Origin of the sequence: Xenorhabdus hominickii (assembly GCF_002632725.1) — a bacterium.
GTDB lineage: Bacteria > Pseudomonadota > Gammaproteobacteria > Enterobacterales > Enterobacteriaceae > Xenorhabdus > Xenorhabdus hominickii.
This window is the reverse complement of record NZ_NJAI01000001.1, coordinates 1,404,208-1,417,852: the sequence shown is the minus strand read 5'-3', so window position 1 is coordinate 1,417,852 and position 13,645 is coordinate 1,404,208. Positions and strand designations below refer to the sequence as shown.

The window sequence follows — 13,645 nt, the reverse complement described above, 5'->3', positions numbered from 1 at the left end:
GCGAATAAAGGATAAATTCTAAAACTATCTTAAATTCAAGCCTAGAATTTATTCAAAATAAGGAAGATGATATTTGGTGATTTCGACGGGATTATACCCAATTGATTTAGCGTTGCCGCCTACAAAACGGCAACTGGAAAGATTAAAAGCGTACCATAATTCAATTAGGATAGCTTATTGAGTTCTTCGACTTCTTTATTCAGTTCTTCAATTTTAGCCTGCATCATTTGCTGACAATGTTCAGCCAATTTACGAACCTGCTCTTTGCTGTATTTCGAGGTATCAATCGGAGGCAACATTTCAACAATCACAGTGCCATTATTCCAGCGATTCGGCTTTATTTTATGTGTTGAAGAAGCACAAACTGGCACAATCGGTACACCTGCCGCAATGGCTGCATGGAAGGCACCTGTTTTAAAGGGCAACAACCCACGGCCACGGCTGCGAGTCCCTTCTGGAAACATCCAGACTGAAATGCAATTCTTTTTGATCTGACTAACGACCTGTGAAATTGTGCCGTGTGCTTTTGACCTATTTTCCCTGTCGATCAAAATGTTCCCCGTCAACCAATAAAGCTGACCAAACAAAGGGATAAAAACCAGATTTTTTTTGCCCACGGTAACGGTACGTGGCTGCACTGCATTCGACATTGTAATCATATCGTAATTATTTTGATGGTTACCGATATAAATACTTGGCCCATATTGCCGGGCTTCTGCCGGGATGCGTTCAACAAACTTAATACCAAACACTTTGTGCAATCTGCCAAATGCGTGACCGAAGGTCATCACATGGCGAGGATCACGCGGGCTGAATAAACAATAGATACAACCGAAAAAACAGAGCAGAATTGTATACAGGATAACAATAATTCCGCGAATAATTGCTAGCATAGCTACCTCTTGTTAAGTAGGCCAGCGTGACACTGACCCACAGTGATGATTGATTTACGCCTATGGCGTATCCACTTCGACTCGTTCAACACGCTGTAAGCCACGAGGCAATGCGGTTCCCTTGCGCCCTCTCTCGGCCCTGAATTTCTGTAACTCTTCTGGACGAAGCAGTAACTTGCGCTTACCAAAATAGAGCGTGATTGAGGATTGTGGGGCCAGTACCAGTAACCAACTCAGCATATCTTCCCCTGATGAGGCCTGTGCTGCTGGGATAGAAACAATTTTGTTGCCCTTTCCTTTAGAAAGCTGTGGAAGATCAGCCACTGGAAACATCAACATGCGACCCGCTTTAGTAATCGCCAGTAGCATATCATCCTGTTCATTGTTGATCTCCAATGGCGGCATCACCTTGGCGTTTTGAGGCAACGTAATTAACGCCTTACCCGCACGATTCTTGGCGATCAAATCGCTGAAAGTACAGATAAAGCCATAACCCGCATCTGAAGCCATCAAGAGTTTTTGCTCTTCTTTTGCCATAAGAAGATGCTCAACCGATGCACCTGCCGGTAATGCCAGTTTACCTGTCAGCGGTTCACCCTGCCCTCTGGCAGACGGCAAATCCAATGGATCGACTGAATAACTGCGCCCTGTTGTATCAATAAATACGACAGGTTGATTGCTCTTGCCACGTACTGCACTGCGGAAACTATCACCTGACTTGTAATTCAATCCCGATGGATCAATTTCATGCCCTTTCGCACTGCGTACCCAGCCCATTTCGGACATAACAACGGTGATTGGTTCAGATGGCAAAATGTCATGATCACTCATGGCCTTAGCTTCTGTACGCTCTTTTAACGGAGAGCGGCGATCATCACCATAGCTTTGCGCATCGGCAATAATTTCTTTTTTCAGCAAGGTGTTCAGTTTACGCTCAGACCCCAAAATCGCTTGGAGTTTGTCGCGCTCTTTTGCCAGTTCATCCTGCTCACCACGGATTTTAACTTCTTCCAGCTTAGCCAAATGGCGCAATTTCAGTTCCAAAATGGCTTCAGCTTGTGTTTCGGTTAACTCAAAACGCTGCATCAGAACTGACTTCGGCTCATCTTCATTGCGGATGATATGGATCACCTCGTCAATGTTAAGATAGGCCACCAGCAAACCTTCCAGAATGTGCAGACGCTTAAGCACTTTCTCCAGACGGTAATTCAAACGGTTACGCACCGTTTCACGACGGAATACCAACCACTCACTGAGGATCTCAACCAGACCTTTAACCGTAGGACGGTTATCCAACCCGATCATATTAAGGTTAACGCGATAACTTTTTTCCAGATCGGTGGTGGCAAACAAGTGATTCATCACTTGCTCAACATCCACGCGGTTGTTGCGTGGAACAATCACCAAGCGCGTTGGATTTTCGTGATCAGACTCATCACGCAGATCATCCACCATTGGCAGCTTTTTGGCTCGCATCTGGCTGGCAATTTGTTCCAGGATCTTCGCACCGGAGACTTGGTGTGGCAGAGCCGTAATAATGACGTTGCCCTCTTCTTTCGACCACACTGCCCGCATACGAACCGAACCACGGCCATTTTTGTAAATCTTGCGGATATCTTCTTTTGAAGTGATGATCTCTGCTTCTGTTGGATAATCCGGACCTTTGACATACTCCATTGCCTCATCAAGGGACAGGTCAGGCTTATCCAGCATAGCAATCAGCGCATTCGCCACTTCACGAGCATTGTGAGGCGGTATGTCAGTCGCCATCCCCACAGCAATGCCCGTCGTCCCATTCAGCAAGATATTGGGCAGGCGTGCAGGCAGCATTTTGGGCTCCTGCAAAGTACCATCAAAGTTTGGTACCCAATCCACAGTACCTTGCCCCAACTCACTCAGCAATAATTCAGCATACTTAGACAAGCGAGATTCGGTATAACGCATTGCCGCAAAGGATTTCGGATCATCCGGCGCCCCCCAGTTCCCTTGACCATCCACCAGCGGATAGCGATATGAGAAAGGTTGGGCCATCAAGACCATCGCTTCATAACAAGCACCATCACCATGCGGATGGTATTTACCGAGCACGTCACCTACGGTACGAGCGGATTTTTTAAATTTGGCATTGTTGCTCAGACCCAGTTCCGACATCGCATAGACAATGCGGCGCTGAACGGGTTTTAAACCATCACCGATAAAAGGCAGCGCCCTGTCCATGATGACGTACATGGAGTAATTCAAATAGGCGTTTTCAGTGAACATGTGAAGCGGCTGGCGCTCTACACCATCGTGAGTTATCTCACTCATGTATTAATTTCCTCAGAATCTGTCTCGACTACCTGTGCGCTATGTTTCAAGTTCTATGTTTCAATTTGAGCGCTATACTTCAATTTCGATGGAATCACCCTTCTCCTGCAACCAGTTACGGCGATCTTCCGAGCGTTTTTTCGCCAGAAGCATATCCATGACTGCAAGGGTTTCCTGATAATTCTCATCGTCGATAGTCAATTGCACCAGACGGCGAGTGTTGGGGTCTAATGTGGTTTCGCGCAACTGGAGCGGGTTCATTTCACCCAATCCTTTAAAGCGCTGCACGTTCGGTTTACCCCGTTTGCGGCTCAAGCGATCCAATATCGCGCTCTTTTCGCCTTCATCCAGCGCGTAATGCACCTCTTTGCCGAGGTCGATGCGATACAGTGGTGGCATTGCCATATAGACATGCCCACGTTTTACCAAGGTCGGGAAATGACGGACAAACAGGGCGCACAGTAACGTTGCAATGTGCAAACCATCAGAATCGGCGTCCGCCAGGATGCAAACTTTACCGTAACGGAGCTGGCTGAGATCGTCACTGTCCGGATCGATACCAATCGCAACAGAGATATCATGCACTTCCTGCGAAGCCAGTACTTCATCCGATGAGACTTCCCAAGTGTTCAGGATTTTTCCTCGCAGCGGCATAATAGCCTGAAATTCGCGGTCACGGGCTTGTTTTGCGGAGCCGCCTGCGGAGTCCCCTTCCACCAGAAACAGTTCTGTGAAATTAAGATCCTGTGAAGTACAGTCTGCCAGTTTGCCCGGCAACGCTGGGCCGTTGGTCAGCTTTTTACGCACGACTTTCTTGGCGGCGCGCATTCTGCGCTGTGCGCTGGCAATCGCCATTTCAGCGAGTTGTTCCGCATCCTGAATGTGCTGGTTTAACCATAGGCTAAAGGCGTCTTTCACTACACCGGAAACAAAAGCCGCAGATTGGCGTGAAGAGAGGCGTTCTTTAGTCTGCCCGGCAAATTGCGGATCTTGCATTTTGAGGGATAACACATAAGCACAGCGATCCCAGATATCATCCGCAGAGAGTTTGACGCCACGCGGCAGAATGTTGCGGAACTCACAGAATTCACGCATGGCATCCAAAAGACCTTGGCGCAGGCCGTTAACATGGGTTCCTCCCTGTACGGTCGGGATCAGGTTAACATAACTTTCTGCCAGTAATTCGCCGCCTTCAGGCAACCAGAACAATGCCCAATCAACGGCTTCAGTATCCCCGCTGAATGTGCCGACAAATGGCGATTGCGGCAAGGTTACCAGCCCATTGACGGCTTCCAGCAAATAATCTGTCAGCCCATCGGCATAACACCATTTCTGTACGGTATCGCTCAGTTTGTCTTTAAAGACAATTTCAACGCCGGGACACAATACAGCCTTGGCTTTCAGCAAATGAGTCAGACGAGTGACTGCAAAACGAGGGATATCGAAATAACTTTCATCTGGCCAAAAATGAACACTCGTTCCGGTGTTGCGCTTGCCACAACTACCGATAATGTCCAATTCTTGGACTTTTTCGCCATTTTCAAAGGCAATTTGGTGGACTTGGCTGTGACGACGAACCGTCACTTCCACACGTTTGGACAGGGCGTTTACCACGGAGATACCAACACCATGTAAGCCACCAGAAAATTGGTAATTTTTATTGGAAAATTTTCCTCCCGCATGTAAGCGAGTGAGGATCAATTCAACAGCAGAAACTTTTTCTTCAGGATGGATATCAACCGGCATACCACGGCCATCATCTATCACTTCCAGAGACTGATCGCTGTGAAGGATCACTTCAATATGCTTCGCGTGACCAGCCAGAGCTTCGTCCACACTATTATCGATCACTTCCTGTGCCAAATGGTTCGGGCGGGTTGTATCGGTATACATTCCTGGACGACGACGAACCGGCTCCAGGCCACTGAGGACTTCAATGGCCTCTGCGTTGTAACTAGATTGAGTCATGTTGTAATTCTGTCGGTTGCTTCGTTATTAGAGGGCCAATTAATACTGATATACTGTTTATAATACCAGTCGCTTACCTATTTTTGGCAACTTTTTTACTATTGCCACTGGTTAGCCCCAAGAAGTTAATAATTTGAGGAAAATAGTATTCGAAACCAATAAAGGCATGATTCCCACCAGATTCGACCGTCTGCCGACACTGCATCAGGTAAGCAACGGCTTGACGATAATCGAGCACTTCATCACCCGATTGCTGCAATAACCAGATAAGATCAGGTGATTCCAGTGGGTCAATGTGCATGATTTTGAGATCATGAATGTGGCTTTGTTCGAGAGTATAGCGCTCTTCGGTGTAGGGATTCACGTTTTCCCCAAGATAATTCTGAAGAAGATCGAATGGACGAACTGCCGGATTGACCACCACGGCAGGCAGGCCAAAGCATTGGGAGAGCCAGATGGCCAGATAACCGCCAAGTGAAGAGCCTACCAATCCGATGTCTTCACCAGCGAGTTCCATCACCAAATCTTCCAGTAAAGCTGCCGCATCTTCAGGATAAGAGGGTAACTGGGGCGCCAGCATGTCAATTTCAGGATGCTGCTGGTGCAACCACGTTTTCAGCTCATTTGCTTTTGCTGATTGAGGTGAACTATTGAAGCCATGTAAATAAAGTAACGTTGGCATTAATACCCGTCCGAATCTAAATCCGGGCAAAATTCGCTACTCTTAAGCCTGTGAACCTGCGTTTGCAGTCTCGCTTCTTCATTGCCAGCCACAGACAGTTCGAGATAACGCCATCCCGGAGCCACTGCATCAAGCATAAAATTAGTACAATGTGGTTTAAATTGCACGCATGTTGATGGCGTTGCCATAACACGGATACCATTCCACATTTCATCAATGACTTGGTGAATATGCCCACACAGAATCGCTTTTACCTGTGTTTTGCCTTTCAGGATTTCTGACAATTCGGGAGCATTACGCAAACTGTGTTGATCCAGCCAAGTACAACCCGATGGTAAAGGATGATGGTGGAGCATGATAATCGTATGGCGATCGCTGTGCTCATCTAAACATTTTGTCATCCACTCGAGCTGGTATTCTGTCAATTCACCATGAGGAACGCCCTGCACCTGACTATCCAGCATAATCAATTGCCAATGCTGCCCGATGAATATTTGCTTGGAAGGTGAAATCCCTGCTGCTGCCAATGTGTCAACCATCGCTGGCTGATAATCATGGTTGCCGGGCAACCAAACACAAGGCCCAGATAAACGGGCAATTCCCTCAGCAAAATTCTGATAGGCCACGATTGTCTGATCCTGTACCAAATCACCCGTTGCGACAATCAAATCAATATCAAGATTCTGTTCAAGGATCATATCCAGTACGGCATGATAACTGCTGTAAGTATTAATGCCCAGCAGTGAGTCACCTTTATTCGCAAACAGGTGCGTATCAGTAATTTGCAATATTCTGGCTGTGGCTCCTTCTGCCACAGCGATTTCGAGCAGGCTTTCCAAATGGTTTCCTTTTACTGTCAATCATGAGAATTATTCTAACGTGTCTTGAGACAAAAGATCTGCTGACTGGGGCACACTTCCCGTTTTCCAGCGTAATATTACAGCCAATCTTTCTTTATTTTTTCATGGTGCAACTCCAGCCACTGTATTGCTATCACTGAAGCCGCATTATCGATGATCCCTTCTTCTACCCACTGGTAAGCCTGTGCGCGGCTAACCGTAAGAACGCGAATATCTTCATGTTCAGTTTCCAAGCCATGAACACCTGACGCGCTGGAAGCATCAACTTCACCGATAAAAATATTCATGCGTTCTGTTGTTCCGCCCGGACTGGAAAGGTAACTCAATGCCGGCTGGCAGCGTTTAATCTCAATACCTGCCTCTTCCGTTGCCTCGCGGCGAACCACCTGTTCAACTTCCTCACCTTCTTCGATCATGCCGGCAATCACTTCCAGTAACCACGGTGTTTCACTGGTTTCAAGTGCCGGAATACGGATTTGTTCAATCAAAACCACTTCATCGCGCACTGGATCGTAAGGCAACAAAACACCCGCATGACCCCGTTCAAACACTTCACGTCTAATGATTTCACTCCAGCCACCCCGGAATAAGCGGTGCCTGAACTGATACTCCGTCATTTTGAAAAAACCCCGATAGAGCGTTTTTTGGGAGATCACTTCAACATCTTGTTTTGTAAAAGTACCGTGTTTAGTAAAACTACCCAGTGAGGCAAGATCTTCACTCATAAAATCTCCTGATTATTTTAAAATTTCCTATTATTAAAATGTATTTTTCTACATTGATCTAAATAAATTCATATTCATGATACAAACAAGTTGAAAAATGAGGCAATATGGCACAAACAGCCACCCTACCTTGCTGGCATTCTCTGCTAGAATCTGTGGTATTAGTTTTTATGCAGAGGCAACTTAGGCAAAATAGCTGCACAACAAGGAACGCAAATGAAAAAATTGCTCTCTCTTTTTATCGCTATGAATCTGGTGGGTTTCAGTACGTCAAGCCATGCTGAAGATCTATTACAAATTTATCAGCAAGCAAAAGAAACAAATCCCGTATTGCTTCAGGCACAAGCTACCCGTAATTCAGTTGTTGAAAAAATTCGCGAAACTCGCAGTTACTTACTGCCTCAATTGGGGCTGAATGCAGGCGCTAAATATGGCAAGGGTTTTCGCGATAACAGAAATTCAGAAAGCCACGGTACAAGTGCCAGTCTGCAACTGACTCAGACCATCTTTGATATGACAAAATGGAACCTACTGAATCAATCTGAAAAAAATGCTAGTATCGCAGATATCACTTACCAAACGGCACAACAAAAATTAATTCTGGACACCGCCCAAGCCTATTTCGGCGTCCTGAAGCAAATTGATACCCTGACACATACTGAAGCGAATAAAGGCTTTCTGTACCGTCAGTTGGATCAGGCCACCCAACGCTTCAATGTCGGTTTGGTAGCCATTACTGACGTCCAAAATGCCCGTTCCAAATATGACTCCATTTTGGCAACCGAAGTTACCAATCGCAACAATCTGGATAACGCATTGGAACAACTGCGCCTGATTACGGGAAATTACTACCCACAGCTGGCAGCATTAAACATTGATCAATTCAAAACCAAACAACCTGAGCCAGCTAATGTGGTGCTGAAAGAAGCAGAAACCCGTAACCTGAGCCTGCTGTCAGCGCGTTTAAATCAGGATTTAAGTCGCGAACAGCTCAAAGAATCACAAACAGGCTATATGCCAACCATTGAGTTAACCGCTAACACAAGTATCATTAACAACCATGGTCGCGGAAATACACGAGAAGATACGTACAACGGAAATAATTCCGTTGAATTATCCCTGCGCTTGCCTCTGTTTAGCGGCGGACTCACCTATTCTAAAGTGGAACAGGCAAAATATAAATTTGTCAGCACCAGTCAGGACTTGGAAAATACCTATCGCACTGTAATACAAGTGGTGCATTCCTCTTCCAATGATATTTCTGCTGCCATCAGTAGTGTTGAGGCCAACAAACAGGCCGTCCTCTCTGCGCAAAGTTCATTGGACTCAATGGAAGCCGGTTATCAGGTAGGAACCCGTACCATCGTGGATGTGCTGGACGCGACAACCACTCTGTATAATGCCAAGCAAAAGTTGTCCGAAGCTCGTTACGATTATCTGGTTTCCCAATTAAAGATCCAACAAGCTCGTGGCACCTTGAATGAGAACGATTTGGCAGCATTGAACAAAATGTTGGGTGCGCAGATCTCAACCTCTGCCAGCCATATTATTAAAGAGATGAAAACACCATCAGTTCGCTGATTTAATGCTCTATCGTTCCAGATTAAAAACGTTATACTAATAAGAAAAGCAGCCCGCCTTGAGTGGGCTGTTTTTTAAGATTATTTTTAAAAATCTTCCTGAGAGCCACTCCCATTGGGCACGATAAATGGGGTACGCTCTTAATCTTAATCAGATACCTTCAAGATGGATGCCCCCTATGACAATTATTTCTTTAACACCTAGGAAACGGACAAAAGAGATAAACCGCGATTCTTTCCGAAAAACGTGGCGAAGCTATCGTTTAGCACCTATAGCACTCGCTGTCAGTGCTGTTTTCATGCTATCAGCCTGTGAACAGAATGATGAAACGGTATCACTCTATACAAATGCCGATGAGTGCTCTCAGGCAAATCCTTCTCAAAGCGAACAGTGTAAAATCGCTTACAACAACGCCCTGAAAGAAGCGGAGAAAACCGCACCGAAATATGCTTCCCGCGAAGAGTGTGTTGCTGAATTTGGTGAACAGCAATGTACTCAGACACCTGCTCAGGCGGGAGTCGGTCAGGCTCAGGCACAAAACAGTAGCGGCAGTTTCTGGATGCCGTTGATGGCAGGTTACATGATGGGTCGCTTGATGGGCGGCAGCGCTGCACCATCACAGCCACTGTTCTCGTCAAAATCAGCCGCCAGCCCAGCCAATGGCAAATTTGTTGATGCAACGGGTAAAAGTTATGGCCCAGCCACTGCCGGTGGTCGCAGCATGACTGTACCAAAAACCGCAATGGCACCCAAACCCGCGACAACAAGTACCATTACCCGTGGCGGCTTCGGTGAATCTGTGGCGAAACAATCAACTATGCAGCGTTCGTCTGCCAGCTCAAGTTCCAGTTCTTCCCGCTCGATGGGTGGTTAATCAAACATGAAACGCATTGGTATTACCGAGCGCCCGGATTGGCGCGAAAAAGCAGCAGAATATGGTTTCAATTTTCACACCATGTATGAGCAACCTTACTGGAGTGAAGAGGCTTATTATCAGTTCACACTGAGTCAGATTGAAGAAATTGAAGATGCGACGGCAGAACTGCACCAAATGTGTTTGCAGGTCGTAGAAAAAGTGGTCGATAGCGACGAGCTACTGGCTAAATTCCAGATCCCAAAACATTGCTGGGAGTTTATCCGTTCTTCATGGGTGACCAGCCAACCTTCGCTCTACTCACGTTTGGATTTCGCCTACGATGGCAAAAACCCACCCAAGTTGTTGGAAAACAACGCCGATACCCCAACGTCCCTGTACGAATCCGCTTTCTTTCAGTGGATCTGGTTGGAAGACCAGATCAATGCGGGCAATCTGCCGTCAAATGCTGATCAGTTCAACAGCCTGCAAGAAAAGTTGATTGAGCGTTTTGTACAGTTACGTGAAAAACATGGATTTGGCCTGCTGCATATGGCCTGCTGTCAGGATACTGAAGAAGATCGTAGCACTATCCAATATTTGCAGGATTGTGCTGCAGAAGCCGGTATTCCAACCGAATTCCTGTTTATTGAGGATATCGGGCTGGGTGAAAAGGGGCAGTTTACAGATTTGCAGGATCAAGTGATCAGCAATCTATTCAAACTGTATCCGTGGGAATTTATGCTGCGCGAAATGTTTTCCACCAAACTGGCTGATGCAGGTGTCCGTTGGCTGGAGCCGGCATGGAAAAGCATTATTTCCAACAAAGCTCTTCTGCCAATGTTGTGGAAAATGTTCCCAAATCATCCTAACCTGCTGCCTGCTTATTTTGCCGATGAACGCCCTTCAGACATGGATAGCTATGTCATTAAGCCTTTGTTCTCCCGTGAAGGAGCCAATATTCGCATTATTGAAAATGGCCGGGAAGTTGCCAGTGCCGATGGCCCTTATGGGGAAGAAGGCATGATCGTTCAGCAATTCCATTCATTGCCAAAATTCGGTGATAGCTATACCTTGATCGGTAGCTGGCTGGTAGATGATCAATCTGCGGGTATCTGTGTCCGTGAAGATCGTGAGTTAATTACTCAAGATCTATCACGTTTCTACCCGCACATTATTTTAGATTAATTGGATTTTGGATTAATTAGCCAACCTGAATCGACAACATACTTAAAGAGCCATCTTCAGTACCCTCAACAGGGGTTGAAACCGGCTCTTTTTTATTCCATGTTCCCAGTATATAGAACAACGGCAGGAAGTGCTCTGGCGTTGGGTTAGATAATTGACCATCTTCTCTGTCCAGCGCATTGAGCAAAGGATGAGGTTCTTCAAGACTGGTTAAATTTTCACGTACAAACTGCTCAAAAGACACAGCCCACGGAAAAGGTTCTGCCCCTACTATTTCGGCTGGCAAATTATGCACGACATTTCCACTTCCGATAATCAAGACCCCTTCATCTCGCAGCAAAGATAATTTTTTACCGACTTCATAATGGAAAGAAGCGGGTTGATTACGATCCATGCTCAGTTGGATAACCGGAATGTCTGCATCGGGATACATTTTCGCCAATATCCCCCAAGAGCCATGATCCAATCCCCATTGTTCAAAGTCAGTCTCAACTTCAATCGGCTCAAGAATATCCTGTACTAACACCGCCAGTTCAGGAAAACCTCTGGCTGGATACTGTTTTTCATGCAGTTCTCGCGGAAAATTACCAAAATCGTGAATAGTTCTGGGTTTTGCCATTGCTGTCACTTTTGTACCATTTGTGTACCAATGCGCAGAAATAACCAGAATCGCCCTTGGTCTGGGTAACATTTCCCCCAGATCAAACCACGCTCGTGAGTAACAATTATCTTCAAGGGCATTCATTGGAGTACCATGACCAATGAATAAAGCAGGCATTCTCAGGAGACTCATTCTCGCCTCTCATACAGCAGATTAAACATTTCGAATAGTGAGTTATGATAAAAAGATTATGACAAGATTAGGGCTTTTCTTCCCTGAATGCAGTCAATCAAAAATGATGGTATGCTTCAAAAATACTAAAAGGCTACAGGGTGTGGACTGTAGCCTCTCAAACGTGCATGCATTATATCCCTAATATTTCAAGCTATTGTGCTGCTTTGCCGGCGACACTGCAACTCGAAATCTCTTGGGTATAACCGATATATTCTATCCCGATCTGTTTACTATTCCGATCTGTTTTCTATTCCGATCTGCTTTCTACTGGGATAGGCGACTAACTCGCTGCCTTTGCCATTTCCCGACGATAGCTCACCAAATCTTCAATCGTGACGACCGGCATATCATGTTGTTTAGCGAATTCAATCACTTCAGGTGCGTGCGCCATTGAACCATTTTCATTCGTCAATTCACACAGCACTCCAGCAGGTTTGAAACCCGCCATCTTAACCAAATCAATAGTGGCTTCGGTATGACCACGGCGAGTCAAAACCCCTCCCGGTTGCGCGCGCAGAGGAAAAACATGCCCGGGCCGATTCAAATCATGTGGCTGTGCATCATCAGCAATGGCTGCCTGAATAGTGGTAATGCGGTCAGCCGCAGAAACACCCGTTGTTACACCCTGTGCAGCTTCAATCGTGACAGTAAAAGCCGTCTGGTATTGACTGGAATTGTTTTCCACCATCATTGGCAATTCGAGTTTCTGGCGGCGTTCTTCCGTCAGGCAAAGGCAAACAATTCCACTGCCATGACGGATAGTCAATGCCATCTGTTCTATCGTCATTGTTTCAGCAGCGAAAATCATGTCACCTTCATTCTCACGATTTTCGTCATCCAATACCATCACGCCCTGACCTGCACGCAAAGCAGCAAGCGCACGTTCAACACGTTCAAATGGCGTCCCATATGAGGAAAGTAGCGTCTGATTCATGGTAAAGAAACCTCTTTTAAATGTATGGATTACCAGAATCAGGGCAATTTTGAGGAGTTAGCACTGCACAAAAATACGGCAGCAAAAACAACAGACGAGCGCAAGCACTCGATTGATGCTGTTATTCTCTCCCATCCGGACTATCACCGTCGGCTCCAGAATTACACTGGATCTGCTGACCTCTGTCTTTATCCTTAATTAAAAGAATAAATACAAACAGAGCGCTCGCGGGCTTCATAAAATGGTTACTCAACCACTTCATGTTACCGCCGGTAGGGACTTTCACCCTGCCCTGAGATAAACATTTTCACTATAGCGCTAATAACTTATAGGGGCAATCAACAAAATCAAATATGAAACCTGGCTCTCAATCATTTATGCTTTCATCATCAGGTATTAAAATACAGCCAACACAATTATGTCGTAAAAGGATGATCATCATGCTCGATCCAAAGAAAATTGAACAAATTGCCCGCCAAATCCACAATTCCATGCCGAAAGGTGTCAAAGAGTTTGGTGATGACGTAGAAAAAAAATTGCGTACCGCTCTGCAATCCCAATTAAGCAAGCTGGATCTCGTGAACCGTGAAGAATTTGATATCCAAACACAGGTCTTGCTGCGTACCCGTGAAAAGTTAGTCGCGATGGAACAACGTCTGAATGAACTGGAAGCCCGTCTGGAAGGAACAAACAAGAAAACGGAACAGGCTGAATGATTGTGTGAGTAAAATTGCGTAAGGTATTAATTAAGTGAGGAGAATAGCCACCGTTGCCTCATTCTCCTCCATAGATTTAGTGCCCGGCGATAAGCCAGTATAT

Annotated in this window: 12 protein-coding genes and 1 riboswitch; of the genes, 4 read left to right on the top strand and 8 right to left on the bottom strand. The window is 45.9% G+C overall.

The window, feature by feature from the left end; genetic code table 11:
* Positions 1 to 164: 164 nt before the first annotated feature.
* The 6 genes from Xhom_RS06455 to nudF form a co-directional block, all read right to left on the bottom strand.
* Positions 165 to 893, bottom strand: a complete 729-nt coding sequence (locus tag Xhom_RS06455) for a 1-acylglycerol-3-phosphate O-acyltransferase (RefSeq protein WP_069317908.1) — start codon at positions 891 to 893, stop codon at positions 165 to 167.
* Positions 894 to 953: 60 nt separating this feature from the next.
* On the bottom strand, positions 954 to 3,200 hold the full coding sequence (gene parC, locus Xhom_RS06450) for a DNA topoisomerase IV subunit A (RefSeq protein WP_069317907.1): 2,247 nt from the start codon (positions 3,198 to 3,200) through the stop codon (positions 954 to 956).
* A gap of 72 nt (positions 3,201 to 3,272) precedes the next feature.
* Positions 3,273 to 5,168, bottom strand: a complete 1,896-nt coding sequence (gene parE, locus Xhom_RS06445; protein WP_069317906.1) for a DNA topoisomerase IV subunit B — start codon at positions 5,166 to 5,168, stop codon at positions 3,273 to 3,275.
* Between the two features lie 73 nt (positions 5,169 to 5,241).
* The gene (yqiA, locus tag Xhom_RS06440; RefSeq protein WP_069317905.1) at positions 5,242 to 5,850 is read right to left on the bottom strand and encodes an esterase YqiA; all 609 of its coding nucleotides are present in this window, start codon (positions 5,848 to 5,850) and stop codon (positions 5,242 to 5,244) included.
* Positions 5,850 to 6,689 (bottom strand): 3',5'-cyclic-AMP phosphodiesterase, encoded by an 840-nt coding sequence (cpdA, locus tag Xhom_RS06435; RefSeq protein WP_069317904.1) that lies wholly within the window; start codon positions 6,687 to 6,689, stop codon positions 5,850 to 5,852. Before cpdA ends, yqiA begins: the two co-directional genes overlap by 1 nt.
* 98 nt (positions 6,690 to 6,787) lie before the next feature.
* The gene (gene nudF / locus Xhom_RS06430) at positions 6,788 to 7,435 is read right to left on the bottom strand and encodes an ADP-ribose diphosphatase (RefSeq protein WP_069317903.1); all 648 of its coding nucleotides are present in this window, start codon (positions 7,433 to 7,435) and stop codon (positions 6,788 to 6,790) included.
* 216 nt (positions 7,436 to 7,651) lie between these two features.
* Here nudF and tolC point away from each other — a divergent pair, with 216 nt between their 5' ends.
* The 3 genes from tolC to Xhom_RS06415 all read left to right on the top strand — a co-directional run bounded on the left by tolC (position 7,652) and on the right by Xhom_RS06415 (position 11,057).
* Entirely contained in the window at positions 7,652 to 9,016 is a 1,365-nt protein-coding gene (tolC, locus tag Xhom_RS06425; RefSeq protein WP_069317902.1) for an outer membrane channel protein TolC, read from the top strand.
* 178 nt (positions 9,017 to 9,194) lie between these two features.
* Positions 9,195 to 9,890 (top strand): DUF1190 family protein, encoded by a 696-nt coding sequence (locus tag Xhom_RS06420; protein ID WP_069317901.1) that lies wholly within the window; start codon positions 9,195 to 9,197, stop codon positions 9,888 to 9,890.
* Between the two features lie 6 nt (positions 9,891 to 9,896).
* A complete protein-coding gene (locus tag Xhom_RS06415) occupies positions 9,897 to 11,057 on the top strand; it encodes a glutathionylspermidine synthase family protein (protein ID WP_069317900.1) in 1,161 nt (386 codons plus the stop codon).
* A 16-nt stretch (positions 11,058 to 11,073) separates the two neighbouring features.
* Here the strand turns inward: Xhom_RS06415 and ygiD are convergent, their stop codons facing one another.
* Together ygiD and ribB are read right to left on the bottom strand one after the other, a co-directional pair.
* A complete protein-coding gene (gene ygiD, locus Xhom_RS06410) occupies positions 11,074 to 11,850 on the bottom strand; it encodes a 4,5-DOPA-extradiol-dioxygenase (protein WP_069317899.1) in 777 nt (258 codons plus the stop codon).
* Positions 11,851 to 12,172: 322 nt separating this feature from the next.
* On the bottom strand, positions 12,173 to 12,826 hold the full coding sequence (gene ribB, locus Xhom_RS06405; RefSeq protein WP_069317898.1) for a 3,4-dihydroxy-2-butanone-4-phosphate synthase: 654 nt from the start codon (positions 12,824 to 12,826) through the stop codon (positions 12,173 to 12,175).
* A 119-nt stretch (positions 12,827 to 12,945) separates the two neighbouring features.
* Positions 12,946 to 13,130: riboswitch (FMN riboswitch) on the bottom strand.
* Positions 13,131 to 13,266: 136 nt separating this feature from the next.
* Here ribB and ubiK point away from each other — a divergent pair.
* Positions 13,267 to 13,542, top strand: coding sequence for a ubiquinone biosynthesis accessory factor UbiK (ubiK, locus tag Xhom_RS06400; protein WP_069318558.1), 276 nt, complete (start codon positions 13,267 to 13,269; stop codon positions 13,540 to 13,542).
* The last annotated feature ends 103 nt before the right edge of the window (positions 13,543 to 13,645 follow it).